The 25,751-nt window shown below is 70.6% G+C and carries 23 protein-coding genes and 1 pseudogene; 10 read left to right on the forward strand and 14 right to left on the reverse strand.

Annotated elements, in window-relative coordinates; all coding sequences use genetic code 11:
* Positions 1 to 23: 23 nt before the first annotated feature.
* The gene (locus AC067M_RS19935; protein WP_478698316.1) at positions 24 to 1,469 is read right to left on the reverse strand and encodes a sensor histidine kinase; all 1,446 of its coding nucleotides are present in this window, start codon (positions 1,467 to 1,469) and stop codon (positions 24 to 26) included.
* Positions 1,466 to 2,155 (reverse strand): response regulator transcription factor, encoded by a 690-nt coding sequence (locus AC067M_RS19940; protein ID WP_133932720.1) that lies wholly within the window; start codon positions 2,153 to 2,155, stop codon positions 1,466 to 1,468. The genes AC067M_RS19935 and AC067M_RS19940 overlap by 4 nt, the downstream gene beginning before the upstream one ends.
* A gap of 151 nt (positions 2,156 to 2,306) precedes the next feature.
* On the opposite strand from AC067M_RS19940, the gene AC067M_RS19945 reads away from it, so the two are divergent.
* The 6 genes from AC067M_RS19945 to AC067M_RS19970 all read left to right on the forward strand — a co-directional run bounded on the left by AC067M_RS19945 (position 2,307) and on the right by AC067M_RS19970 (position 7,669).
* Positions 2,307 to 3,644, forward strand: coding sequence for a ferredoxin reductase family protein (locus AC067M_RS19945; RefSeq protein WP_478698317.1), 1,338 nt, complete (start codon positions 2,307 to 2,309; stop codon positions 3,642 to 3,644).
* Positions 3,645 to 3,654: 10 nt separating this feature from the next.
* A complete protein-coding gene (locus AC067M_RS19950) occupies positions 3,655 to 4,047 on the forward strand; it encodes an FMN-binding protein (protein ID WP_478698318.1) in 393 nt (130 codons plus the stop codon).
* 1 nt (position 4,048) lies between these two features.
* Complete coding sequence (locus AC067M_RS19955; RefSeq protein WP_478698319.1) at positions 4,049 to 4,783, forward strand: FAD:protein FMN transferase; 735 nt, start codon at positions 4,049 to 4,051, stop codon at positions 4,781 to 4,783.
* Positions 4,784 to 5,169: 386 nt separating this feature from the next.
* The gene (locus tag AC067M_RS19960) at positions 5,170 to 6,300 is read left to right on the forward strand and encodes an ABC transporter ATP-binding protein (protein WP_478698320.1); all 1,131 of its coding nucleotides are present in this window, start codon (positions 5,170 to 5,172) and stop codon (positions 6,298 to 6,300) included.
* Positions 6,297 to 7,004, forward strand: coding sequence for an ABC transporter permease (locus AC067M_RS19965; protein WP_478698321.1), 708 nt, complete (start codon positions 6,297 to 6,299; stop codon positions 7,002 to 7,004). Before AC067M_RS19960 ends, AC067M_RS19965 begins: the two co-directional genes overlap by 4 nt.
* On the forward strand, positions 7,001 to 7,669 hold the full coding sequence (locus tag AC067M_RS19970) for an ABC transporter permease (RefSeq protein ID WP_478698322.1): 669 nt from the start codon (positions 7,001 to 7,003) through the stop codon (positions 7,667 to 7,669). Before AC067M_RS19965 ends, AC067M_RS19970 begins: the two co-directional genes overlap by 4 nt.
* A gap of 934 nt (positions 7,670 to 8,603) precedes the next feature.
* On the opposite strand, the gene AC067M_RS19975 is transcribed toward AC067M_RS19970, so the two are convergent.
* From AC067M_RS19975 to AC067M_RS19990, 4 genes are read right to left on the reverse strand one after another with little or no spacing between them, the layout of a single operon-like run.
* Complete coding sequence (locus AC067M_RS19975) at positions 8,604 to 9,203, reverse strand: GTP-binding protein (protein ID WP_133932651.1); 600 nt, start codon at positions 9,201 to 9,203, stop codon at positions 8,604 to 8,606.
* Positions 9,190 to 9,639, reverse strand: a complete 450-nt coding sequence (locus AC067M_RS19980; protein WP_478698323.1) for a DUF742 domain-containing protein — start codon at positions 9,637 to 9,639, stop codon at positions 9,190 to 9,192. Before AC067M_RS19980 ends, AC067M_RS19975 begins: the two co-directional genes overlap by 14 nt.
* 37 nt (positions 9,640 to 9,676) lie before the next feature.
* Complete coding sequence (locus AC067M_RS19985) at positions 9,677 to 10,159, reverse strand: roadblock/LC7 domain-containing protein (protein WP_478698324.1); 483 nt, start codon at positions 10,157 to 10,159, stop codon at positions 9,677 to 9,679.
* Positions 10,156 to 13,212, reverse strand: a complete 3,057-nt coding sequence (locus tag AC067M_RS19990) for an ATP-binding protein (protein WP_478698325.1) — start codon at positions 13,210 to 13,212, stop codon at positions 10,156 to 10,158. Before AC067M_RS19990 ends, AC067M_RS19985 begins: the two co-directional genes overlap by 4 nt.
* 280 nt (positions 13,213 to 13,492) lie before the next feature.
* On the opposite strand from AC067M_RS19990, the gene AC067M_RS19995 reads away from it, so the two are divergent.
* Together AC067M_RS19995 and AC067M_RS20000 are read left to right on the forward strand one after the other, a co-directional pair.
* Positions 13,493 to 14,449, forward strand: a complete 957-nt coding sequence (locus AC067M_RS19995; RefSeq protein WP_478698417.1) for an ABC transporter substrate-binding protein — start codon at positions 13,493 to 13,495, stop codon at positions 14,447 to 14,449.
* 7 nt (positions 14,450 to 14,456) lie between these two features.
* A complete protein-coding gene (locus AC067M_RS20000) occupies positions 14,457 to 16,034 on the forward strand; it encodes an aromatic amino acid ammonia-lyase (RefSeq protein ID WP_478698326.1) in 1,578 nt (525 codons plus the stop codon).
* Positions 16,035 to 16,176: 142 nt separating this feature from the next.
* Here the strand turns inward: AC067M_RS20000 and AC067M_RS20005 are convergent, their stop codons facing one another.
* The 6 genes from AC067M_RS20005 to AC067M_RS20030 form a co-directional block, all read right to left on the reverse strand.
* Positions 16,177 to 17,550: a glycoside hydrolase family 43 protein gene (locus AC067M_RS20005; RefSeq protein ID WP_478698327.1), complete on the reverse strand. Its 1,374-nt coding sequence runs from the start codon at positions 17,548 to 17,550 to the stop codon at positions 16,177 to 16,179.
* Between the two features lie 176 nt (positions 17,551 to 17,726).
* Positions 17,727 to 18,290: a GTP-binding protein gene (locus AC067M_RS20010; protein ID WP_478698328.1), complete on the reverse strand. Its 564-nt coding sequence runs from the start codon at positions 18,288 to 18,290 to the stop codon at positions 17,727 to 17,729.
* Positions 18,277 to 18,633: a DUF742 domain-containing protein gene (locus tag AC067M_RS20015; protein ID WP_478698329.1), complete on the reverse strand. Its 357-nt coding sequence runs from the start codon at positions 18,631 to 18,633 to the stop codon at positions 18,277 to 18,279. The genes AC067M_RS20010 and AC067M_RS20015 overlap by 14 nt, the downstream gene beginning before the upstream one ends.
* 1 nt (position 18,634) lies before the next feature.
* Positions 18,635 to 19,066, reverse strand: coding sequence for a roadblock/LC7 domain-containing protein (locus AC067M_RS20020; protein WP_133932660.1), 432 nt, complete (start codon positions 19,064 to 19,066; stop codon positions 18,635 to 18,637).
* Between the two features lie 11 nt (positions 19,067 to 19,077).
* Positions 19,078 to 21,396: a sensor histidine kinase gene (locus tag AC067M_RS20025; RefSeq protein ID WP_478698330.1), complete on the reverse strand. Its 2,319-nt coding sequence runs from the start codon at positions 21,394 to 21,396 to the stop codon at positions 19,078 to 19,080.
* A 91-nt stretch (positions 21,397 to 21,487) separates the two neighbouring features.
* Positions 21,488 to 22,501 (reverse strand): substrate-binding domain-containing protein, encoded by a 1,014-nt coding sequence (locus AC067M_RS20030; protein ID WP_478698331.1) that lies wholly within the window; start codon positions 22,499 to 22,501, stop codon positions 21,488 to 21,490.
* A gap of 420 nt (positions 22,502 to 22,921) precedes the next feature.
* Here AC067M_RS20030 and AC067M_RS20035 point away from each other — a divergent pair.
* Positions 22,922 to 23,182: pseudogene (locus tag AC067M_RS20035) on the forward strand (ArsR family transcriptional regulator); the annotation flags it as partial.
* Between the two features lie 58 nt (positions 23,183 to 23,240).
* On the opposite strand, the gene AC067M_RS20040 reads toward AC067M_RS20035, so the two are convergent.
* Together AC067M_RS20040 and AC067M_RS20045 are read right to left on the reverse strand one after the other, a co-directional pair.
* Positions 23,241 to 23,681: a DUF6114 domain-containing protein gene (locus AC067M_RS20040; RefSeq protein ID WP_478698332.1), complete on the reverse strand. Its 441-nt coding sequence runs from the start codon at positions 23,679 to 23,681 to the stop codon at positions 23,241 to 23,243.
* On the reverse strand, positions 23,681 to 24,346 hold the full coding sequence (locus tag AC067M_RS20045) for a DUF6230 family protein (RefSeq protein WP_478698333.1): 666 nt from the start codon (positions 24,344 to 24,346) through the stop codon (positions 23,681 to 23,683). The genes AC067M_RS20040 and AC067M_RS20045 overlap by 1 nt, the downstream gene beginning before the upstream one ends.
* 762 nt (positions 24,347 to 25,108) lie before the next feature.
* Between AC067M_RS20045 and AC067M_RS20050 the strand changes: the two genes are divergently transcribed.
* Complete coding sequence (locus tag AC067M_RS20050; protein WP_478698334.1) at positions 25,109 to 25,747, forward strand: Tat pathway signal sequence domain protein; 639 nt, start codon at positions 25,109 to 25,111, stop codon at positions 25,745 to 25,747.
* The last annotated feature ends 4 nt before the right edge of the window (positions 25,748 to 25,751 follow it).

Below are 25,751 nucleotides of genomic sequence, written 5' to 3' on the forward strand. Positions count from 1 at the left end.
CCTGCAGCCGCTCCGACGCGTCCTCACGCCCCCCGCGTCAACGGGAGCCGCACAGTGAACACCGTCGCCCCCGGCCCCCCGCCGAGTTCCAGCGTGCCGCCGTGGGCGTGGATGAGGGAGCGGGCGACGGAGAGGCCGAGGCCGCTGCCGCCGCGGTCACGGCTGCGGGCCTTGTCGACGCGGTAGAAGCGGTCGAAGACGCGTTCGCGGTCGGCGGGCGGGATGCCGGGGCCGGCGTCGGTGACGCGGACGAGGGCCGCGTCGGGGGCGACGGCGATCTCGACGGACACCGGGGTGCCGGCGGGGGTGTGGACGGCCGCGTTGGTGAGGAGGTTGTCCAGGACCTGGCGGACGCGCTGCGGGTCGATGCGCAGGCGGAGCGGGCCGGGACCGGTGGTGACCTTCAGGGGACGGTCGGGGCGGCTCGCGCGGAACGCGTCCGCCGCCTGCTGGACCAGCTCCACCAGGTCGGCGTCCTCCAGACGCAGCGGTGTCTCCACCTCGGCCGCGTCCAGACGGGCCAGCAGGAGGAGGTCGTCGAGGAGGAACCCCATGCGCGCGGCCTCGGCACGCAGGCGGGCCAGGTGCTTGTCCCGTTCCTCGGGCGCGTTGGCGGCGGCGTACTGGAAGAGGTCCGCGTAGCCCCGTACCGACATCAGAGGGGTGCGCAGCTCGTGCGAGGCGTCGGCGACGAAGCGGCGCAGCCGCTGTTCGGCCTCCGCGCGGACCGCGAGGGAGTCGTCGATGTGCTCCAGCATGGTGTTGAACGCGGTGCGCAGCTCCTCGACCTCCGGGCCGCCGCCGGGCCCGTCCGCGCGCAGCGGAAGCCGGGCCGCCGACTCGGTGAGGTCGTGCGAGGTGATGCCGTGCGCGGTGTGCGCCATGTCGCTCAGCGGCTTCAGACCGCGCCGCAGCATGGCCCGCCCGAACACCACGAGAGCCAGCAGCGCGAGCCCGAAGGTGAGGACCTGGATCGTGATCAGCTGGCCCACGGTGTCGTCGATGTCGTCCATGGGCGCCGCGCTGACCAGGACCACGCCGGGCTTGACCTCACAGGCGCGCAACCGGTAGGCGCCCTTGCCCTGGAGATGCTCGGTGCGCAGGAGTTCCGTGTCGGCGGTGGTCTGCGCCCGGGCCAGGGCGGCGAAGTCGTCGACGTCCTCCGGCAGGTCGGCGGGGTCGTCGGGCCTGCGGAGCTCGGCCTTGCCGTCCGACACGTCGTACACGGCGTAGAACCAGCTGTAGTACTTCTTCTCCGTCAGCGTGCCGTAGTCCGCGATGCTCTTGGCCTGGGCGATCTGGCCCTGTGCCAACTGCGTGTCGAGCTGGCGCGACAGGTAGTCGCGCATATAAGTCGTCAGCGCTGTGCCCACGACCGCGAACACCATCAGCGACAGCACGCCCAGGCCCAGCGCCAGCCGGGTGCCGAGCCGCAGCCTGCTGTACGTCCGCCGCAGCCGCCGGATCACTCGGCCGCCTGCCGGACCACGTATCCGAACCCGCGCACCGTGTGGATGAGCGGCGAACCCGTGGCGTCCAGCTTGCGGCGCAGCCGGCTGACGACCAGCTCCACCACGTTGGAGCGGCCCCCGAAGCCGTACTCCCACACGTGGTCCAGGATCTGCGCCTTGGTCAGCACGGTCGGCGACTTGCGCATCAGATAGCGCAGCACCTCGTACTCGGTCGGCGTCAGCGTCAGCAACTGCTCGCCGCGGCGCACCTCGCGGGTGTCCTCGTCCATCGTCAGGTCCGCCACCCGCAGCACCGACCGCTGGAAGGCGGGCCCGGCGCTGCGCCGCAGCACGGTCCGCAGCCGGGCCATGAGCTCCTCCACGGCGAACGGCTTGACCAGGTAGTCGTCGCCGCCCCGGGTCAGCCCCGCCACCCGGTCGGCGACCCCGTCGCGCGCGGTCAGGAACACCACCGGCACCATCGTCCCGGAGCGGCGCAGCCGGTCCAGGACGCCGAAGCCGTCGATGTCGGGCAGCATCAGGTCGAGCACCACGATGTCCGGATGGAACTCGGCGGCGCTGCGCAGCGCCGCCTCACCCGTGTTCGCGGTGACCGCCTCCCAGCCCTCGTAGCGGGCGACGGTCGCGACCAGGTCGGCGATGGGCGGATCGTCGTCCACGACCAGCAGTCGTACTTTTTCCACCCGCTCATACTGCGCCACGGACCCGCTCCCGCCACCCCCGGGCACCCCACCCATGTGCTTCGATAACCACTTGAAAGTTGTACGACAGGAAAACGACAGCTCCCAGCGGCGAAGCTCAGAGTCCCGAGGATTCGATCAAGGAGTTTCGTCCGTGACGACCGTCCAATCGCCACCCGCGCCCCCCACGGCGATACGTCCCAAAGTCGTGGCCCGCACCGGCCTCTACGCCGTGCTCGCCGCCAACGTGGCCGTCGTGACCTTCTTCTTCGTCCAAGCGGGCTTCGACTCCAACGCCCTCATGGTGCTGGGCCGCTTCACCGGCCTGTACGCCGCGCTGCTGATGGCGTTCCAGCTGCTGCTGGTGGCCCGGCTGCCCTGGCTGGACCGCCGTATCGGCATGGACCGGCTGACCTCCTGGCACCGCTGGGTCGGCTTCGGGCTGCTGTGGACGCTGGTCGGGCATGTGGTGTTCATCACCTTCGGCTATGCCGAGCTGACCTCGATGGACCCGCTCGACCAGCTGATCAACCTGGCCGAGACCATCGAGGGCGTGCTGCGCGCCCTCGTCGCCTTCGTGCTGATCCTGGTGATCGGCGCGGTGTCGGCCCGCTGGGCCCGGCGCCGGCTGGCCTACGAGACCTGGCACTTCGTCCACCTGTACACGTACGTCGCCGTGGTGCTGGCCTTCACCCACCAGGTCGCCGTCGGGACGACGTTCACCGCGTCCGCCGCCGCCACGGCCTACTGGTACGCGCTGTGGGGCGTCGCCCTCGGCACGGTGGCCGTGGGCCGTCTCGTGCTCCCGCTGTGGCGGAACTGGCGCCACCAGCTGCGCGTGTCGGCGGTCGTGCCCGAATCGGACAACGTGGTCTCCGTCTACATCACCGGCCGTGACCTGGACCGGCTGCCCGCCCGCGCCGGACAGTTCTTCCTGTGGCGGTTCCTGACCAAGGACCGCTGGTGGCAGGCGAACCCGTTCTCCCTGTCCGCCGCGCCCGACGGTCGCACGCTGCGGCTCACTGCGAAGGCCGCGGGCGACGGCTCCGCCGCCCTCAGGCACGTCAAGCCCGGCACCCGGGTCTTCGCCGAGGGCCCCTACGGCGCCTTCACCGCGATGCACCGCACCCGGCCCGAGGCCGTCCTCATCGCGGGCGGCGTGGGCGTCACGCCCATCCGGGCCCTGCTGGAGGAGCTGCACGGCCACGCCGTGGTCATCTACCGCGTCGCGACCGACCGGGACGCCGTCCTCTACGACGAGCTGCGCGAACTCGCCGACGCCAAGGGCGCCGAGCTGCACCTGGTGACCGGCCCACACGTCCCCGACAGGCTGGCCCCCGCCGAACTGGCCCGGCTGGTGCCGGACATCGCCGACCGCGACGTGTTCCTGTGCGGACCACCGCCGATGATGAACGCGGTGCTGGGCAGCCTGCGCGAGCTGAACGTGCCCAAGCAGCAGACCCACTTCGAGCGCTTCAGCCTGGCGGGATGAGGAAGACATCGTGAAGCGAGCCATACCTGTCCTGGTCCTGTCCGTCGTCGGTCTCATCCCCGTCTGGCGCTACGAGCCGTCGACCGGCTCCACCTCCACGGAGGCCACCGCCCCCGCCTCGACGCCGCCCGCGTCCTCCGGATCGACCGTCTTCACCGGCACGACCGTGACCACGGAGAAGGGTGACGTCCAGGTCCAGGTGACCTACGACGGCGGCAAGATCACGGCTGTGAGGATGCTGAAGCAGCCCAACCACCCGCAGACCACGGCCGCGGTGCCGAAGTTGATCGCGGAGACGCTTCAGGCGCAGAGCGCGGACGTCGACACGGTGTCCGGGGCGACGATCACGACCGAGGGCTACAAGAAGTCGCTCCAGGCCGCGATCGACGCGAAGGGCCCCTGACGTGCACCGCGTCGAACATGTCATGGGGTTCCCGGTCTCGCTGCGGATCGACGACGAGCACGTCCCCGCCGGGGCCGCGGACGCCGTCTTCGCGTGGCTGCGCGAGGTCGACGAGCGGTTCAGCCCCTTCAAGGCGAGCAGCGAGGTGTCCCGCCTCGACCGGGGCGAGCTGTCTCCGGACTGGCTGAGCGCCGACCTCACCGAGGTGCTCGACCTGTGCGAGGAGTACCGGATCGCCACCGGCGGCGCCTTCGACGTACGGCTGCCCGGGCGCGGCCTCGACCCCTGCGCGGTCGTCAAGGGCTGGTCCGTGCAGCGGGCGGCGGAGGTGCTGACGGTTGCCGGCGCGCGGCGGTTCTGCCTGAACGCCGGGGGCGACGTCGTCGTCTCCGGCGGCCCCTGGCGGGTCGGCGTACGGCACCCCGACCACGCCGACAAGCTGTGCACCGTCCTCGCCCTCACCGACGGCGCGGTGGCCACCTCCGCGCGCTACGAGCGCGGCGACCACATCATCGACGGCCGCACCGGCCGCCCGGCCACCGGCCTCCTCAGCGTCACCGTCGTCGCCCGGACCCTGACCGAGGCGGACTCCGTGGCCACCGCGGCCTTCGCGATGGGCCCCGAAGGCATCGACTGGGCGGCCGCACGCGAGGGCTGCGAGGTGTACGCCGTGGACGCGGAGCGCCGCGTGCTGCGGACGCCGGGGTTCCCGGGAGCGGCGGGGGCGGCTTCCTGAGCATCGGGGCAAGCGCGTCGTGCGGCTCGGGACGCCCACGCCTCCTCCCCGGGCACACCGCTTGAGCTTCTCCTCGGCCGGCTGTGTTGCCGTCTCCGACATGCTCGGAGTGGGACGAGGGTGAGGAGTTCGCTGTCTCCCGCGGGCGCGAATAGGTCCGCGCCGTCCGTGCGGCGTGTTCAACGCGGGCCGCTCACGATGTCGTTGAACATCCGGTACAGGCCGGCCTCACCGCCGCGGTTCGGTCGGTTTCCCGGCCTGCGGGGCGCCGAGACTCGGCCACAGCCGCGCAACATGGGCCGTCTACACTCACCCGCAACAGCCCGCCCGATCACGGCCAGGGGCGCGGGCAGCGGCTCTGCCAGACCCGAAGGGTGTTCGGCGCTTTGATACGGATAGATTCAGTCACCAAGCGGTATCCGGACGGCACGGTGGCGGTCGACCGGCTCTCCCTGGAGATACCGGACCGCTCGATCACTGTCCTCGTCGGCCCCTCGGGCTGCGGGAAGACGACGACCCTGCGGATGATCAACCGGATGGTCGACCTCAGCGAGGGCACCATCCTCATCGACGGCAAGGACATCACGCAGCAGCCGGTCAACTCCCTGCGCCGGTCCATGGGGTACGTCATCCAGAACGCCGGCCTCTTCCAGCACCGCACGATCGTCGACAACATCGCCACCGTGCCCCGCATGCTCGGCTGGGGCAAGGAGAAGGCACGGGAGCGGGCCCGTGAGCTGATGAGCCGGGTCGGACTCGACGCCTCGCTCGCCAAGCGGTACCCGTACCAGCTCTCGGGCGGCCAGCAGCAGCGCGTCGGTGTCGCGCGGGCGCTCGCCGCCGATCCGCCCGTGCTGCTCATGGACGAGCCGTTCTCCGCGGTGGACCCCGTGGTACGCAAGGGGCTCCAGGACGAACTCCTGCGTATACAGGGGGAGTTGGGCAAGACCATCGTCTTCGTCACCCACGATATCGACGAGGCCGTCAAGCTCGGGACGATGGTCGCCGTGATGCGCACCGGTGGCAAACTAGCCCAGTTCGCACCGCCCGCCGAGCTGCTGTCCGACCCCGCCGACGCGTTCGTGGAGGACTTCCTCGGCGCCGACCGCGGCATCCGCAGGCTCTCCTTCTTCCCGTCCGCCGCACTGGAGCTGCTGACCTCCCCGATCGTCGCCGTCGACGCCGGGGCCGAGCAGATCGCCGCGCGCGCCACGGCCGATGTCCCCTACCTCCTCGTCACCGACCTGGAGGGCAGGCCCCTCGGCTGGAGCGAGCCGGGCGAGCTGACCGCGGGGGAGGTCGTGAAGGAGCAGCTGCTGCCGTACGGGCGGCCCTTCATCGCCGGCACCGACTCGCTGCGGGCCGCCCTCGACTGTGCCGTGCTCTCGCCCACCGGGTGGGCCGTCGCCGTGGACGCGGACGGCCGGGTGACCGGCGTGGTCTCCCAGCAGACCATCGCCGAGGCGATCCGCGGCGCCCACGCGGAGGGCCGTACGGACTCCAAGGCCGCCCGATGAACGGCTTCTTCGACATCCCCAGCGACCTCCAGCACAGCTGGCTCGGCCTCGTCGGGCTGCACCTGCGTGAGGCTCTGCTGCCGGTCCTGGCCGGTCTGGTGGTCGCGCTGCCGGTGGCCCAGCTGTGCGTGCGCTTCCGCTGGCTGTACCCGCCGGTGCTGTGGGTGACGACCGTGCTGTACGCCATCCCGTCGCTGGCGTTCTTCGTGGTCCTCATCGACTACACCGGCCAGACCGAGCTCACGGTGATGATCCCGCTCACCGTCTACACCCTCGTCGTCCTCGTCCCGGCGATCGTCGACGGCGTCCGCTCGGTGCCCCAGGAGACCCTCGCCGCCGCGACCGCGATGGGCTTCGGGCCCGTACGCCGTTACGTCCAGGTCCAGTTGCCGATCGCCGTGCCCGCCATCATCGCGGGCCTGCGGGTGGCGACGGTGTCGAGCATCAGCCTCGTAAGCGTCGGCACCCTCATCGGCAACCAAGGCGCGCTGGGCAACCTGCTCAACGACGCGACCATCTACAACCGGCCCGAACTCGCGTGGAACGCCGTGATCACCATGGCCGTCCTGGCGATCCTCGCCGACGGCCTGCTGGTTGTCGTACGCCTCCTGCTGACGCCCTGGATGCCGAGCGGCGCGCGCCGCCGGAAAGCCAAGCCCGATGCGGACGTGCCCACCCTGAAGGTGAAGGACGCAGCCCGGTGAACGTACTCAACTTCGTCAACGCCTTCTTCAGCGACCACGCCCACTGGACCGGCTACGACGGCATCCCCACCCGCGTGGGGGAGCACGTCCAGTACACCCTGCAGGCGCTCGCCCTGGCCGCTGTGATCGGCCTGCCGGTCGGCCTGGTCACCGGCCACTACGGACGCGGCGGCAACGCCCTCTCCCTGATCGCCACCGCCGGGCGTGCCCTGCCCACCTTCGGTCTGCTGGTGCTGATGACCCTGCTGCTGGGGTTCGGCCTGGTGAACGTGATGATCCCCCTGGTCGTCCTCGCCGTACCGCCGATCCTGGTCACGACGTACGAGGCGATGCGCTCCGTCGACCCCTCCCCGGTGGACGCGGCCCGCGGCATGGGCATGCACGAGGCCGGCATCCTCTTCCGCGTCGAACTCCCGGTCGCCCTCCCGCTGATCCTCAGCGGCCTGCGCTCGGCGGCCATCCAGATCGTCTCCACCGCCACCATCGCCGCGTACGTCTCCCTCGGCGGCCTCGGCCGTTACATCGTCGACGGCCTCTACCAACGCAACTACGAGAAGGTCATCGGCGGCGCCACCTGCGTCGCCGTACTGGCCCTGGTGACCCTGGCCGTCTTCTGGGCGGTCGCCAGGATCGCGGTGTCCCCGGGGGTGCGCAGGAGCGCCTAGGGTCTTTCGTTTGAATCAGGCCGGACCCCGCGAGCCCGGCATGATCCAAACGAAAGGCCCTAGGTGTGCTGACCGGACAACCAGCAGGGCTTGGTCAGTTTCATGTGTCGGTGGCGTGTCCCGTGAGCCGACCGGAAATGCGTGAGCAATAGCGACACATCGCCAGGTCCTGCAACGGTTCGATTCGCGCCAACTGTCCTGCGATCAACGGCCCGCCCGGGCCGAATGCTCGTACAATTCGAGCTCCCGCCTGTGGCGGCAAGCGATTTCAGGAAATCGCTGGCCGTTGTCGATCAACATGACTAGTCTGACGGGCGACTTACCGCAAAGAGAACCTTGGTGCGGTACGGGCCGGTTCGTGGTCGTCGCATCGGCCACGGCCCACTCGATTCAACGGGGGCTTCATTGAACACACTGAGGAAGTACGCAACAAGCCTGAGACTCTTCGTGGTCGCTGTAATGGCAGGCGGCATGCTGACTGCCTTCGGCGGTACTGCCCAGGCAGCCGTCTCCGGCTGTAGCGCATTCGTCGGCGACGCCAACAGGGCGTACGCCCACTGTAGCCGGGGGTTCGGGTCGTATCGTGTCAAGGCTCAATGTGACTCGCCCAACTATCCTTACTCCATAACCGTCTACGGCGCGTGGAAGACGCGCACGACGACTGGGGACACTCCGGTGTCGTGGGTGGACGGCGACAATTACAGCTGCCACCTTGTGAGGGCTTGGCTGGACGTGCATTAAACCCACGGCGCGAGCCGAGAGGACCCTTCCATTGAGTACTTGGCAAGGGTCCTCTGTTTGTTGTGGGTCGACGAAGGCCGGTCAGTTCCTCGGTGGCTGGTTCTCCCAGGACATGCCGGACGACGTGTTCGAAGCCCAGGCCCACCGCCCAGGGCCGCGAAGTCACCCTTGCCCGCCGCGCATTCCGTGCCGCTCACGCCTCCGAGCGGGCCAGCGCCAGTTCCAGGACGACGAGCAACGCGTCCCGTACCGAGCCGCGTTCGCGGGCGTCGAAGACGATGACGGGGACGCGGTCGGCGACGTCGAGGGCCCAGCGGACCTCGTCCAGCGTGTGTTCGACCTTGCCGTCGAAGGCGTTGACGGCGACCGCGAACGGGATCTGCTTGTGCTCGAAGTAGTCGACGGCCGCGTAACAGTCGTCGAGGCGGCGGGTGTCGACGATGACCAGCCCGCCGACGGCGCCCTCGACGATGTCGTCCCACATGAAGCCGAACCGCTCCTGCCCCGGCGTGCCGAACAGGTACAGCTTCAGGGTGGGGTCGATGGTGAGGCAGCCGAAGTCCATCGCGACCGTGGTCGTGGCCTTGCGCGGGGTGTGCGTGAGGTCGTCCACGCCCGCCGCGACCTCGGTGATCGCCGCCTCGGTGGTCAGCGGCTCGATCTCGGAGATCGCGCCGACGGTGGTGGTCTTGCCCACCCCGAAACCGCCCGCGACCACCATCTTCACCGGCAGCGGCGGCCGTACGGCCGCCCGGTCGGCGGCGACGGGGGCGAGCGGTTCAGTCGGAGTCACGGAGTACCCCCCGGGAGTCGGGAATCGCGCGCAGGCCGTCGATGACCCTGCGCAGGACGGAAGCGTCGTGGGTGACGTCGGAGTCGGGCACGTGCACCGTCAACTGCCCCGCGTCGCGCAGGTCCTCGGCGAGGACCCGCACCACGTTCAGGTGCAGCCGCAGCCGGGCCGCGAGCTCCGCGAGGGACTGCGGCAGCCGGCACGCGGCGATGATGTCGTGCCGCTCGAAGGAGAGCCGGTCGAGCGCGTCGAGCCCGGTGACGGTGGCCACCACCTGGGTCTCGACGGGCATCGTCCGGCCGGAGGCGGTACCCGCCACCCGGCCGGCGGTGACCAGGAACGGCCGTACGGCGGAGGCGGGACCGACCGGGGCCGGTACGGGGGGCGGCGGGGTGCCGTCCTCGTCGGCGCCGCTCGCAGTGCGGCCGTCCGCCATCGCAGGTCGTCTTCCTCTCTCGGCCGGCGGCGGGCGCTCAGCGCCGCGTCGGCTTCGTGGCGCCGACGCTGTTCTTCAGCTCCAGCACGAGTTGCGGGCTGAGCGCGGTACCGGCCCGGTTGGCGAACACCGTCATCTCGTAGGCGATGTTGCCCAGCTTGGCCTCCTTGTCGGTGACCACGCCGAGCACGGCGCCGCTGCCGATCGCCGAGACCAGGACGTGGCCGCCCTCCAGGTCGATGATGACCTTGTTGAGCCCGCCGAGGCCGTAGTTGCCGGAGGCGCCGGCGGCCAGGCTGGTGATGCCGGAGACGATCGCGGCCAGGCGCTCGGAGTCCGCGTGCTCGCGTAGCTCCGACACGGCGATGAGCAGGCCGTCGGAGGAGACGGCGATGGCGTCCACGACGCCCGCGGTCTCGGTGGCGAAACGGTTGAGCAGCCAGGTGAAGTCGGCTGCGGCGGCCTGCAGGTCGGTCGGCGTGGTGCCTCCCGTCGGAGTGTCACCTGTCGACGTGCTCACTGCTCGGCTCCTTCCGGGAGGTGGTTCTGGTGGTGCGGTTCACGCGGGCCGGGGTGGTCGTGTCCGTCGCGTGGGGTGGGTGGGGGGTCCTGGGTGGGTCTGTCGGCCGTCGGTTGTCGGTCGTCCGTCGTGTGCCGGTCGTTCGCGTGGTGCGCGTCGCGCTCTTCGCGCGGGCCGCCGCTGTCGCGGTTCGCGCGCTCCACTGCCTCCTCGAACTCCTCCAGCGCCAGCCGTACGGCGTCGGCGTCGGCGGGGCGGGCTGCTTGGCGCGCGGCCTGCTCGGCGGCGGCACCGGCCGTCGTACGCAGGGTGGCTCCCCGGACGCGGCGGCGCAGGGGGCGTGAGCCGCCGTCGGCACCGGCGGGGGCCGGGGACGACGAGGGGGTGTTCGTCGCCCAGGACGGGGTCGCCCGGGGCGTGCCCTCGTGCGGGCGCTGGGGAACGGACGGGGTCTGCCCGGCATCGGCGGCCGGGGACAAGGGCGCCCGCGGGCCACCTGTGGCGTCGTCCCGCCTGGGGAGGCGGCGAGGAAGGGTGCCGGGCTGCTCGTCGGATCCGGCCCGGCCGGTCTGCGCGGGCACGCCGGGCAGCGGCGCCTGGGCGACGGTCCCGGCGTGACTGCCGACGCCCTCCGTGCCACGGGCGGCGGGGCCGCGCCCCGCATCACCGGAACGCCGGTCACCAGCGGTGCTTTTGACGCTCACCGAGCTCGGGACACCGGCCGCGCTGCCCGCGCCTGCCGTGTCTCCGGTGCCGTCCGCGCCCGCGGCGCCTGGGGCAGCGGTCGGGCTGCCCGCGCCCGTTGTACGCCTGGTGCCGTCGCCGCCTGCCGTGCCTGCGGCGGTAATCGTCCGGTCCGGGCCTGTCGTGCCTGCGGTGCCGGTGGCGCTTGCGGTACCTCCGGCAGGGGCCGCGCTGCCCGCCCCCGCCGTACCTGCGGTGTCGTCCGCGCCTGCCGCACTCCCGGTACCGACCGTGAGTTCGGCGCCCGCCGTCCCCGATGCGTCCCTCTCCTCACCGGCACCGTCGCGCACCGGTACCCCGGCTGAACCGCCAGGGGCCACCGCGCTCATGGTCAGGAGGAGGGTCGAGGGGATCGTCACCTCGGCGGTCACACCGCCGCCCTGGGTGCGGGCGAGGGTGACGCCGACCTCCCAGCGGCGGGCGAGGGCGCCGACGACGAAGAGGCCGAGGACCTTCGTGGGGACGAGGTCGAGGCGTTCGCGGCGGATGAGGCGGGCGTTCTCCTCCTCCAGCCGTTCGGCGCTCATGCCCAGGCCGTGGTCGGCGACCGTGATCAGCGCGCCCTCGGCGACGTCCCGCACGCTCACCTCGACGGTGCTGTCCGAGGGGGAGAACGACACGGCGTTCTCCAGGAGTTCGGCCACCATCAGCGTGAGGTCGCCGATGATGTCGGGCTCCACCATGACCTCGGTCCGGGCGGACAGCCGTACCCGCTGGTAGCCCTCGATCTGGCCGAGCGCGGCGCGTACCACGTTGGTGAGCGCGGTCGGGCCGGAGTCCAGGACGGTCTCGCGGATGCCGGCGAGCAGCATCAGGCTGTCGGCGTTGCGGCGCAGACGGACCGCGATGTGGTCGATGCTGTAGAGCCGTTCGAGCAGGGCCGGGTCGGTCTCCCCACGCTCCACCGCGTCGATCAGCGCCAGCTGCCGGGTGGTCAGGTTGCTGACCCGGCGACCGACGTTGCCGAACATCTCCGCGGTGTTGCGGCGGCTGAGCACCTGCCGTGCCAGCAGCGCGACCGCGGTGGTCTGCACCCGGTTGAACACCTCGGCGAGCTGGCCGATCTCGTCGCGCGCGGTGACCGGTATCTCGCGCAGCCGGGGCGGCCCGTCGTCCTCGGCGTCGTCGTCGGCGACCCGGGCGAGTTCGCGGTCGGCGACCTCGGCGACCTGCCGGGCGGCGCCGGTGAGGGCCAGCACCGGGCGGACCACGGAGCGGCGCACCAGCACGGAGAAGGCGATCCAGAGGGCGAAGCCGACGATCGTGAGCCACAGCAACAGCCGGGCCCGGCTCTGGGCGCTCTCGGAGGCGTCGTCGGCCCGGTCGGCGATCTCGCCGATGAGCGAGGTGGTGATCTTCAGCCGGCTCTCGGCCTGGTCGCGGTAGACGCCGTAGGACGCCAGCGACTCCTGGAACGCCTTGCGGGCCGCGGCGGGCGAGTCGGCCTGCAGCGAGCTGGGGTCGACGGTGAGTTCGGCGTAGTGGCGGCCGATGGTGGCCTGTGGGGTGCTGTGCTCGATGCCGCTGAGCGTGTCGGCCTGCTCCTCCGTGGCGAACCGCGAGAAACGTTCCGTCTGGTAGGTGTAGACGGCGTAGTTGCCGACCGCGCCGGTGAACTCGATGAGCGCGTTGGAGTCACCGGTGCGCGCGGAGAACACGCCGGTCTCGTAGGCGGCGTGGGCGGCGTCGGCGCGCAGCAGGGAGTCGAGGAGGTTGCCGGTGAAGGTGGCGGAGAGGGCGGTGTTGCGGTCCAGCCCGAGGCCGTCGATGACGCTCTGGGCGGCGTTGGTGTACGCCGGGTCGATGTTGTCGGCGGGCAGGTAGCCCTGCTCGATGGTGTCGCGCAGGCTGTCCAGGCCGGTGACCTCGCGCAGGGCCTGCGCCTCGGTGTCCGGCAGCCGGTCACCGAAGGTCTCGCGCACCGTGCGGACCTGGGAGTCCACCATCACCTGTGCCATCCGGTAGGCGGTCTGCGAGGGAGTGCCGCCGTCGTTGGCGGCCTCGTGCCGCACGGAGAGCAGGATGGCCTGCTGGTGCTCGGACTCCAGTCGGTCGACGAGCTTGGCCACCTCGGTGCTGTCGCGCACGAGTTGGGCCGCCGACTCGGCGCGGTCGGACTCCTGGGACAGGTCAATGATGATGTAGCCCAGCAGCACCGCGACCACGGCGAGCGGGACGCCCAGCAGGACGTTGAGCTTGAGTCGGAAGGGCCATCGGTCGGCGAAGCCGTGTACGCCGCGTATGCCGTGGATCCGGCGGGCCCCGCGCCGCGACGGCGCGGCGGGCGCGTCCACCTCGTTCGTGGACACCGGGCCTCCTTCGTGGGGTACGTGACCGGATCTGATCGACGCGGACTGGAACCCCCGCGACCACTGTGACCGATGTCAACCGGACGTGAGCCTACCGGCATGTGTGAGGGGCGATCGCGTCGCCCTACGTCAAGAATCCATTACGAAGCGCCGTCGCGTCGCCGTCGGCCGGACCGGGTCCTGTTTGCCGTGCTTTTACAACCGGTCATGTTTCGAAGCCAATCGGTAACAAGACTGCTCTTGACTGAGCCAGAACTGGCTGGATTGGATCAACTCTGTGATTCCTACCGCGAAGAGCAGCTCGTTCAGCCCGAGACACCCCGGCGTCGCAGCCGTCGCCGTCGCCGCCGCGGCGGTGCTCGTCGCGGGATGTTCGTCGTCCTCCGACGACACCAAGGACCCCCTCTCCGAAGGCAAGTCGGACGGCAAGACCGTCGTGGTCGGCTCCAACAACTTCGCCGAGAGCATCCTGATCGCCGACATCTACGGCGAGGCACTGAAGGCCAAGGGCCTCAAGGTCACCTACAAGCCCAACATCGGCAGCCGCGAGACGACCTACGGTCTGCTGAAGAACGGCTCCATCACCGTCCTGCCCGAGTACAACGGCTCGCTGCTGGCGTACCTGGACGGCAAGGCGGAGCAGAAGTCGAAGGAGACCGTGAACGCGGCGGTCAAAGCCAAGCTCGACAGCAAGCTGACGCTGCTGGAGTCGGCGCCCGCCGAGGACAAGGACTCCGTCACGATCAACGCGGCGACCGCGCAGAAGTACAACCTGACCGCGCAGTCCACCCTCGCCGACCTCAAGGACGCCGCCCCCGACCTGGTGATCGGCGGCTCGCCCGAGTTCCAGACCCGGCAGCAGGGCCTGCTCGGTCTGAAGTCGGAGTACGGCCTGGAGTTCAAGTCCTTCAAGGCCCTCGACGCGGGTGGTCCGCTGACCCAGGCCGCGCTGAAGAAGAACACCGTGCAGGCGGCGGACATCTTCACCACGGACCCGACCATCCTCAAGGAGAAGTTCGTCGTCCTCCAGGACCCGAAGAACCTCTTCGGCTTCGCGAACGTGACGCCGCTCGCGTACAAGAGCGGGCTGTCCCAGGAGGGCGTCGACGCGCTGAACGCGGTCTCCGCGAAGCTCGACACCAAGACGCTGCTCGACCTGGACCTGCAGGTGCAGCTGGAGAACAAGGACCCGCTGGACGTGGCCAAGGCCTGGCTGAAGTCCGCCGGCCTGGGCTGACCATCTGGTGAGCACCATCGCCGACGATCCGACGCGACCGCCCCCGGCCCCCGGGGGCGGCCCCGTCACCCTGGACGGCACCGGCCTCACCGTCGACGAGCTGATCCGGCTCGCCGACGGCGGGGCCGTTCCCGTCGTGGCCCCCGAGGCCTACGACCGGGCCCGCCGCTCCTGGCACACCGCGCAGCGACTCGCCGCGTCGGGGCGGCTCTACGGCCGCGGCACCGGCGTCGGCGCGCACCGCTCCGTCACCGTCGACAGCGACGACGAGGCCTCGCACGGCCTGCGCGTCCTGCGCAGCCACGCCGGCGGCGCGGGGCCGTTGCTGCCCGCCCGCGAGGTCCGCGCGATGCTCACCGTCCGCGCCAACCAACTCCTCGCCGGCGGCTCCGGCATCCAGCCCGCCTTCATCGACGCCCTCACCGAGGCACTGACCTACGGCGTCCACCCCGCGATCAACACCTACGGCGGCATCGGCACCGGTGACCTGACGGCCCTGGCCCAGACGGGCCTGACCCTGATCGGCGAACGGCCCTGGCTGACCGACCGGTCGGCGGCACCGGAGGAGCGGTCGGGGGAGGCACAGGGCACGGAGTCGGTGTCGGGGCGGGCCGGGGAAGCGCCGGTCGGTCCGACGCACGGCCTGCCCACCCCCGTCACCCTCCACCCCGGTGACGCCCTCGCGCTGCTCAGCAGCAACGCGCTCGCGCTCGGACAGGCAGGGCTCGTCTGTCACGAGGTCGGGAGGTTGGTGCGGGCCACGCATGCCGTGGCCGCCTTGGCGCTCGTCGCGGTGGCCGGGTCGGGGGAGGCGTACGCCGCACCCGTGCACGCGCTGCGGCCGTATCCGGGGGCGGTGCGGGCGGCCGGAGAGGTGCGGCGGCTGCTGGGGCTGCCGGATCGGCCGCTCGGCACCGGGCGGCGGATCCAGGACCCCTTCGGCTTCCGGGCGTTTCCGCAGGTGCACGGCTGCGCCCTGGACGCCGTCGACGCACTGCGCCGGATCGTCGAGGTGGAGGTCAATTGCCCCTCCGAGAACCCCCTCATGGACCCCGACGGCACCACCGCCTACCACCACGGCGGCTTCTTCGCCGCGCCCCTGGGCCTCGCCCTGGACGGACTTGTCCTCGCCCTGCTGCAGACCGCCCAGCTGTCCGTCGCCCGCCTCACCGCGCTCGGCGACCCGGACCTCACCGGGCTGCCCGCCTTCCTCGCCTCGGGCCCCGCGAGCAGCTCGGGCACGATGATCCTGGAGTACACCGCCAACTCGGCCCTCGCCGAACTGCGCGCCTGCGCCGCCCCTGCCTCGGCCGGCCACGCCGTCCTCTCCCACGGCCTGGAGGAGGCCGCCAGCTTCGCCTCCCAGGCCGCCCGCCAGGCCCTGCGCGCAGCCGACGCCTACGCCACCGTCCTGGCCTGCGAACTCGTCACCGCCGTACGGGCACTGCGGCTCCACCCGGCACCCCCGCCGGTACCCGCCTTCACCATCGCGACGGCCACCCTGCCCGAGGGCACGGACGACCGCCCACTGACAGCGGACGTGACCACGGCGACAGAACTGCTGCCCGCGCTCGCTGAGTTGTGAGGTGGGCTGCACGCCGTGCCCGTCTTCGCCGTCAGCGGCGGTCGTCCTGCCCGAAGGCACGGACGACCGCCGCCGGCGGTGGAGGTGAGCGTGGTGGCGGAACCGCTGTCGGGGCTTGCCCAGCTGTGAGGGGCTGGGGAGGTCAGTAGCCGACGTAGAACGTGGCGTCCTGCTTTTCCGTCGTCGTGGAGATCGGGTCGATGCGCAGGACGTAGTTCGAGTGACGTATGTAGCGGGTCGGGAAGTTGTGCGAGCGGAAGGAGGCCCAGCTAGCGTCCGCCAGCCCCGCCTCGCGGTGGAACGTGGCGTCCGAGGCGAACGTCGACGTGCCGTCGTTGACGTCCAGGCGCAGCTCGTAGTTGTAGTGGCGCAGATAGCGGGTCGGGTTGTTGACCGACTGGAAGGAGACCCCGGAGCTGTCGGCGAGGCCCGGCACCAGCTTCCACTGCGAGTCGGTGTACGGGTCGAAGGGGTAGGGGTCGATGCGGCCCACGTAGTTGCTGTGCCGCCAGTAACGGCCGGGGAAGTTGTACGACTTGAGCCGGTTCCAGGTCGGGGCGCCCCACTTCGCGACCAGGTTGTCGTACACGGTCGAGGTGATCGACTGGATGCCGCAGTGCTTTGAGTTGAGCGGCTGGGTGTAGAGGCGCTGGTCGAGCGCCGTCCAGGTGCCGGCCGCGAGGTCGCTGCTCTGCCAGGCGTAGAAGACGCCGTTGGGGGTGTAGGTGTCGCCCCACAGGTACCAGGTGCCGGACGACAGCGATCTGACCAGGGTCGGGGCCTCGGTGCCGCCGTGCGAGACCGCGGTGCTGAACGGCGTGAAGCTGCCGGGGTTCAGCGAGTTCGACTTGGCGCCGACGAGGGTCCCGTTCTTCTTGAAGTACAGGTAGTTGACCCCGTTGACGCCGACGGCCATGTCACCGTCGATCACGTCGTAACCGGGGTCGAAGAAGACCTGCGGGGCCGACGCCGTGACGAAGTCGGTCGTGTAGTTGACCATGATGACGTTGTGGCCGCTGCTGTTGACCGCGGAGTAGATGAGCGCGTACTGGCCGCGACCCGCGTCCCAGAACGCCTCCGGTGCCCAGCTGTGGGTGTTCATGTCGTGCAGCTTCAGCCGGTGGTAGCCGGTGAAGGTGCGCAGGTCGGTGGAGTTCCAGACGTGGACGTACTGGCTGACGTAGTTCCAGTCGGTGCCCTTGAGGTCGGTGGCGAGCACGACGAAGGTGCCGTCCTGCTTGCGCAGGATGAACGGGTCGCGCAGCCCGAGCGCCCCCTCGGTGGGCGTGACCACGGGGTTGTTCTGGTTGAGCGGCATCCACTGCAGACCGTCCTGGCTGACGGCCAGGTGCAGACCGTAGTTGGCCTCGAGCATGGTCGTGGACTCGGTGAAGTACGCCATGACGTACGCCGAGTCGGCCGCCTGGGCGGAGCCGGAACCGAGGGTCAGGCTCAGCGGCACGGCGGCGGCCAGGCCGAGGATCGTGCGGCGGGAGGGTTGGGGGGCCGGGGTCATGTGCTCTCCAGGGGGTGCGGGTGCCCTCAAGGCGCGCTCTAGGTTGTTCGATGTATCGAACGTGGTTCGGTGGGGCGGTCAGAAGGTAGAGCTGAGGCGGGTGAGCGTCAATGACACGGACGTGCTTGGCGGGAAACCGCCATCCGTTTACGGCGGTTCACCGTGATGCGGTTGCTTCAGACCGTGGCGATCAACCGGTCGATCAGCGCGATCAGCACGTCCCGGCACGACTCCCGCTCCCGCGCGTCGCACAGGAGCACCGGGATGTGCTCCGGCAGCGCCAGGGCGTCCCGGACGTCCTCCGGCGGATACGGGTGCTGTCCGTGGAAGCCGTTGACACCGACGACGAAGGGAATGCCCCGGCGCTCGAAGAAGTCGACGGCGGCGAAACTCGCCTCCGGCCGCCGCACGTCGATCAGAACCACCGCGCCCAGCGCGCCCACGGCAAGGTCGTTCCACATGAACCAGAACCGCTGCTGCCCCGGCGTGCCGAACAGGTACAGCACCAGGTCGTCGCTGATGGTGATGCGACCGAAGTCCAGGGCCACCGTGGTGGCACGCTTCTCCTCGATGCCCACGAGGTCGTCGACGCCCAGCCCGGCCACGGTCAGCGGTTCCTCCGTACGCAACGGGGCGATCTCGCTGACCGAGCAGACCATGGTGGTCTTGCCGACGCCGAAGCCGCCGGCGATGAGGATCTTCACGGTGTCGGGTGCGGCGGTGGTGTCAGAGCCGGCCAAGGCCGTCCCTCACTTTCTGCAGCAGGTCCAGGTCCGGGGTGCCGGAGACGGGGTGCGGCGGACGCGCCGTGATCAGGCCCGCCTCCAGCAGGTCGCAGAGCATGATGACGACCACGCTCACCGGGAGGTCGAGATGGGCGGCGACCTCCGCCACGGCGACCGGCCGCGCGCACAGCCGCAGGAGCCGCGCCTGCTCGGGCTGCGGGCGCATGGCACGGTCGGGCGGCGGATCCACCGCGGTCACCGTCGTGATGAGCGTGAAGTCGGCGCGGCTCGGCCGGGTCCGTCCGCGGATGAGGGCGAACGGTCGTACCAGTCGGCCCGCCTCGTCGGCTCCGCTCACCTCACCCGCCGTTGCCGACAACGGGACCGACACCGGCCCGCGGCGCCGCGCTCAGGTGCTCGCCGATCTTCTTCACCAGCATGTTCATCTGGTACGCCACCACCCCGACGTCCGCGCCCGGCCCGGTCAGCACCACGAGATGGGCGCCGGGCCCGGCGGCGGTGAGGATCAGATAGCTGTTGGCCATCTCGATGAGCGCCTGGCGCACCGGTCCGCCCCGGAAGTCCATGCTGACGCCCTTGCTGAGACTCATCAGCCCGGACGCGGTCGCCGCGAGGCGTTCGGCGTCATCACGAAGGAATCCGGTCGACTTGCTGACCACCAGCCCGTCGTCGGAGAGCACGACGGCCTGGTTCACGTCGGCGACCCGGTCCACGAGTCCGGTGAGCAACTGGTCGAGCTGGGTGTTCGTGGCGGGGATGGGGCGTGTCATGACGGTGTCCTTCACGAGCGGTCGGCGGGTGGGGTCGAGGTCGGGGAGGCGCCCGTGGCGGCCGGCTCCTCAGCGTCGTACGGCTCCGGTCCTTCGTCGTCCCGTGCGCGGAGCGTGCCGCGCTGGAAACCGGCGAGCGAGGAGGCGGCGCGCTCCGCGGTGAAGTCGTCGGCCGAGGTGTCCTCCTCGGCGGGCAGGGCCTCCTCGCGCAGTTCGACGGCCAGGCTGGTCTGCGGGACGCGCCGGGGCAGCGGGGTGAGCCCGTCGGTCCGCGCGGGCGCCGCGGGGGCGGCGACGGCGGCGGTGCGGACCGGGACGGGGGAGCGGGGCGGGAGCGCCTCCGGGGCGGGCCCGGCCGCGTCGGCGTCGGCGTCGGCGCTCCCCTCCGGCTCGCCGGGCGCCTCCCGTACCACGATGTCGTGCGGGATCAGCACGATCGCCGTGGTCCCGCCGTACGGCGAGGAGCGCAGATGGGCCGTGATGCCGTGCCGGTGCGCCAGCCGGGAGATCACGAACATGCCCAGCCGCAGGTCGTCCGCGAGCCCCACCACGTCGAACTGCGGAGGCTCCGCCAACTGTGCGTTGAGCGAGGCGTAGTCGTCCTCGGACATGCCCAGGCCCCGGTCCTCGATCTCGATGGCGAGGCCCTTGGCCACCATGGAGGCCCGCACCCAGACCGGGCTGGGCGAAGGTGAGTACACGGTCGCGTTGTCGATGAGCTCGGCCAGCAGGTGGATCACGTCCGCGACCGCCGGCGGGGCGAGACACACTTCCTCCTCGGTCTGCACCTCCACCCGCTGGTACTCGGCGACCTCGCCGACCGCGCCCCGCAGGATGTCGATCAGCGCCACCGGTTCGCTCCAGGTGCGCCCGGGCCGCTCGCCGCTGATGATGACGAGGTTCTCCTCGTAGCGGCGCAACTGGCTGGCCGTGGAGTCCAGTTCGTACAGGCCCTTGAGCACGTCGGGGTCCTGGTGTCGGCGTTCCAGCGCGTCGAGCTTGCTGAGCTGGAGGTTGACCAGGTTCTGGCTCTGCCGGGCGATGCCGAGGATCACCTTCTGGAATCCGCGCCGGGTGTCGGCGAGTTCGACGGCGGTGTGCACCGCGGTGCGCTGCGCGGTGTTGAAGGCCTGCGCCACCTGACCCAGTTCGTCGTTGCCGTAGTCGAGCGGGGGCGTCGCCGAGTTCACGTCGACCTTCTCCCCACGGTCGAGCCGTGCAACCACATCCGGCAGCCGTTCCTGCGCCAGGCCCAGGGTGGCCTCCCGCAGACCCCGCAGCCGCCGGGACAGGGACCGGGTGATCCGCCAGGACATGCCCACGCAGAGCAGCAGCGCGACCAGGCCGCCGGCGCTCAGCGAAGCGGCCTTCAGCAGCAGCCCGTCGGCCCGGTCCGAACTGCGTTCGAGGAGTGCGTTCGTCTGCTGCTGGATCAGGTTCGTGTAGTTCTTGGAGAGCTTGTCCATCGCGGTGCTCCACCGCTTCCCCGACTCCGGCAGAGCGATGCTGCGGCCGTCGCGGCTCGAGATGCGGGCGGCGAGCACCTGGTCCTCCACGGACTCCAGGGTCTGCCACTCGGGGCTCTGCAGTATCCGCTCGGTCTCCGCCTTCGCGGCGCCGGTCAGCGCGGGGACGACCTGGTCCTGGACCAGCCAGCGGCGCGCTTCCACGAGCTGCGCGTACGCGGTCCACGCCTTGCCGTCCATCTGCCCCGTGGGCCAGGCCAGGGTGAGCTGGGCGTCCTCCTGGGAGACCAGCTCCGCCGCGTGCTCCAGCGCGACGAGCGGGCCGGCCTGCGAGGTGAGGTCGCCGTCGTCGACCTGGGAGAGCTCCTGGAAGGCGTGGATCTGGTCGTCGATGATCGACGTGTACTGGTCCAGCGCCTGCTCGGCGGTGATGTCGGTGGGATGGTCCACCTGCCCCCGGTAGTACTCCAGGCTGCCCACCGACGCGACGACCGAGTACATCCGCTCCGCGACCCGGTCGGGTGCCTCCTGGATGGCGTCCTGCTGGCTCACCAGCTTCGCGACCGCCTCGTCGGTCTGCTTGCGCGCCGCGTCGAGGGCGGCACGGGAGCCCTTCGGCGAGGCCAGCCAGGCCGCTGACAGACTGCGTTCCCCCTGGAGGGCGAGCGTGGCCTCGGTGCCCATGGCGCCGGTCGACTTGCTCAGCTCCGTCTGGGCGCGCAGCCGTAGCCCTTCCGAGAACGTCTGGATCGTCGTCACGCCCCACATGGCGGCGAGGGTGACGCTGGGGACCAGGGCCAGCAGGATCAGGGAGAGACGTATGGAGCCAAGACGGCGGCGCCGGGCACCTTTCCGTGGAGACATCGTCATCCTTGGGCGATCAGCGGGGAGCGAGGGGAGGGGACGGTGGGGGAGGGCGGGGGAGTATGAGGGACGGTGAGCGGGGATGGTCCGGTCAGCGGGTTCCGTTGGCGGCGAATCCAGCGACCGCGGCGACGTTCGCCTTGGTGACGAACGCGGGGCCGGTGAGCACCGGCGCCACGCCACCGCCGCTGATGTTGCCGTTGGTCTTGTACAGCCACAGCGCGTCCACGGCGAGGTAGCCCTGGAGGTACGGCTGCTGGTCCACGGCGAACTGCACGTCACCGTCGCGGACCGCCTCGACGAGGTCCTTGTTCAGGTCGAAGGTCGCCACACGCGCCCGGCTGCCGGCCTTCTTCACCGACTTCACCGCCGCGAGCGCGAACTGCGCGCCCATCGTGACGACCTCGTCGATGCTCGGGTCCCGCTCCAGGCTCGTGGTGACGGCGGTGGACATCGCGTTCATGTCGGTGCCGTCCACGTAGAGCATCTCGGTCTCGCCACCGAACGTCTTCTTCACGCCCGCGCAGCGCGCCTCCAGGCCGATGTTGCCCCGCTCGTGGATGACGCACAGGGCGTGCTTGGCCTTCAGCCCGTTCAGCTTCTCACCCACGGCCCGGCCCGCGACGCTCTCGTCCTGGCCGAAGTACTCGAGCATCCCCGTGGACTGCCAGGCGGTGACACCGGAGTTCAGGCCGACCACCGGTATGCCCGCCGACTTCGCCTCGGCGACCGGTGCTTTCATCGCCTGCGGCTTGGCCAGGGTCAGCGCGATGCCGTCGACCCGGTCGCGGATCGCGTCCCGCACCAGTTCCGCCTGCCCCGCCGCGTCGGAGTCGCTCGCGTACGTCAGGTCGACGTGGTCCTTCTCGGCCGCTGCCTCGGCGCCCTTGCGCACCAGCTCCCAGAAGTCGTCGCCCCTGCCGCCGTGGGTGACCAGGGCGATCTTCAGCCGCCCCGTGTCCGCCCGGCCCGCCGCGTCCGCGTTCGCGTCGGCCGAGGTGTCGCCGAAGGCGGAGCAGCCGGCGAGGAGGAGACACACGGCTGCGGCGAGAGCCGTGACGCGCACGGATCTGCGGGGGGAGGGAGGTGGGAGGGGAGTGTTCATCGGGGGTGCACCTCGCTGTGCGGCAGAGCAGGAGGAAAGATCGAGCGCGGTCGAAGTCGCAGGAAGGACGCCGACCGAGACACTTTCGCTGGCTGGGAGCCAACCGTGTGTGACCGCCGGTAGTCAAGTGAGCAATCGCATGCGGTGAGTTGCCGCTGCCGCATCGTGATCTACTAGGCGGGACCAATCGCCCTTTTCACGGGGCGAGTTGCCGTATTCGCTCGAAACCCGGACGTGAGTATTCCTCCACGCGACCTCCAGCGACGGAAGAAATCCTCCACAGCGGAGCGATGGCCGAAATCATGCGATCTCGCGCCGACCCCAAGTCCGCACGACGTCCATGGCGTGGGCCCGCGACCAGGTGCCTGGACTGGGCCGGTCCCGTGAGGGGACGCGGTGGGGCACAGGACACAAGAGGCGGTGGCGGTCGGCGGGCGCGGCAGGGGCGGTGGAGGTTACGGGGATCCGTCCGCCGATGTGCTCGCACGGGCGGCCGAGACCTTCGGGCTGCCGGCCTCGCCCGCGCGGCCGCACATCGTGTGGGCGCTGGCGCTGGCGCAGGGCCGAGAGCGAAGTGAGCGGGCTGGCGGAGCGGGTCGGCTGGGCGTCGCCCGCGTCAGCCGGCACCTGACGAAGCTGAAGCTCGCCGGGCTCGTCCGCTCCCGCCGCGAGGGCCGTCGCGGCCGAAGACGCCGCCGCGCCGGCCCCCGTCACAGGGGTCGGCGCGGGCGTACAGCGGTCAGGCGGGTCCGCCGGCCTGCTGCTCGAACGACGACGGTACGGCGGCGGCCTTGGCCTGCAGCCGGGCCTCGTCCTTGCGCTGGCGGCGGCTCTTGCGAGGATCCTGGTCCGCCACCCACCCGAAGGCCAGGCAGCTGCCCACGACTCCGAGGAGCAGACCGATGAGGAAGCCCCCGATGTTCGAGGTGAGCCACGTGCCCAGGGAGAGCAGGACGCCCAGGATCGAGTAGAAGAGGCGCTGGGTCGGGTTGAACAGGATCAGCAGCCCGATCAGCACCATCAGGGTAGGCAGGAGGTAGCCGGCCAGTCCCTGCATGCCGACGTGCAGGATGACCGGCAGCGGTGCCTTCATCGTCACCAGGATCTCCGCGCCGCCCAGGACGAGCATCAGCCCGCCGGGGAAGGGCCGGCGCGCGCTCCACTGCCGGAACCGGTTCATTACTTGCAACCCTCGCTGCTGAACTTCATGCGCAGGTCGGGCAGCTTGAAGACGGCCGCGGTGGCGGCGTAGTTGTGCTGGTAAAGGTCGGTGATGACGACCTTCTCGGCCTGCTGGCCGTAGACGCCGGGCATGCCCCGGGTGTCGACCTTGTCGAAGGTGCTGGCGTCCCGGCCGATCTGGATGTTGTTGAACGCCGCGTTGCCGGTGATCTCGTCGGAGTCGATGGCCAGGTTCTCCACGCCCACCTTGGTGCCCTTGTTGCCGGCCGTCAGGACGAGCTGGATGCCACCGAGGTCGACGCTCTGGCAGAGGTTGGTCAGCTTGCCGCTCTTCACCACCGAGGTGACGACCAGCACGTCACCGCCCGTGTCGCCCTGGTTGGGGCTGTTCGGGATCATGTGGTCCAGCGAACCGAACTGCGCGAAGCCATTGCCTTCGAGCTTGTCGGCGGTGACCACGAACGGCATACCGGAGATCGAGAACTGCACGCCGAGGGCGCCCTCGGCGGTGAGGATCGCGAGCCCCGCGGCGACACAGGTCGCGGGCACCGCCATCACGGCGGCCCGGCGCAGCCGGACCCGGCCGCGTCTCTCTGCGGAACCGCTCACCGGGTTCTCGGGGGTGTTGTCGGCGGACGACGTGACGTCCGAGGACGAGGCCATGTCTGCTCCCATGGGCATAGTCATGCGGGTTGGGCTTCAAATGGCACGTTGTCCTGGCGCGGACAGCGGCTGTCGCGCACACCTCCTCACAACTCCCGGAAATCGCAAGGGCTTTCTCGTTACGCGTCAGTAGCCATCTCGGAAGTTACCGATGGTTACACCCAGGGGTCAAGGGCATTGTGAAAAAAGGGTGTCCATTGTGTGTCACTCGTGATCTGGATGCCAAACAAAGATCGACAAGGTCGTCCTCTCCACACAACTTCCCGACTACTTCTTGACGCTGACAGATCCTCAGGTCTACAACTCTCCTGGTTCACCGGATCCGTGGCGCCGGATCCGCGGCGCGCCGGCCAACTGGCGCGCACTTCCCGGACTTACCTTCCTCACGGGCACGTTCTGCCCCCGAGTCCGCCTGATCAGCACCTCCCGGCACCGGCACGGCCGCCCTTCCCATCCTGGGAACCGTGTCCGGTCGCCCCTCCTGCCCGGCCCGGCCGGAGGCCACCCCCAGCGCCTCCGGCCGGTCACCGGCCGCCGTCGCTGCCGGTCCGTCACGTACGGAGAAGGCGTCACGGACCGGCAGCGGCGGACACCGAGCCGCGCCGTCCCCGCCAGCTCCTTCGGGACCAACCGCGCCCCCCACCCCGAAGGCCCCCCACGCGCACGACCACCCCCACCCCCGCACGGCCACCCCCCACGCCCAAGTCCACCCCCCACCCCCACGAGTTCAGCCCCCCACTCCCCAGAAATGAGGCACCCCGCATGCGTACGCGTTCTCTCCTCACCCTCGTCGGCACCGTCGCCGCCCTCTCGCTGCCCGCCGTCGCCCCCGCCTCCGCGGCCGACACCCCGGTGCTGACCGCGGGCGGCAACGCCGTGGCCGTCGGTGACGTCCTCACCGCGTCGCTGGCCGGCGGCACCGCCGCCACGCTCTACTCCAGCGCCACCGGCACCAGCGGCGTCTCCTGCTCGTCCTCGCAGTTCACCGCGACCGTCACCGGCAACCCGACCGCGCCCGGCACGGCCACCGAGTCGCTCACCGGGCACACCTTCTCCAACTGTTCCGCGAACGTGCTCGGCGTGCTCGGCGTCACCGGCATCACGGTCAACAACCTGAACTACACGACGAGCGTGTCCTCCGACGGCACCGTCTCGGTGACCCCGGCGGCCGGCTCCACCATCCAGACCACGGTCGTGCTGCGCACCCTGCTGGGCAGCATCAACTGCGTCTACCAGGCGCCCAGCCTGACCGGCGCGGCCGGCAACGCCGACAACAGCATCACCTTCACCGCGCAGGAGTTCACGAAGGTGTCCGGCTCGTCCCTGTGCTTCGCCAAGGGCTACTTCACCGCCAAGTACGCCCCGGTGACCGACGGAACCACGCCGGTCACCGTCAACTGACCTT

The organism is Streptomyces sp. NPDC043427, from assembly GCF_056436655.1.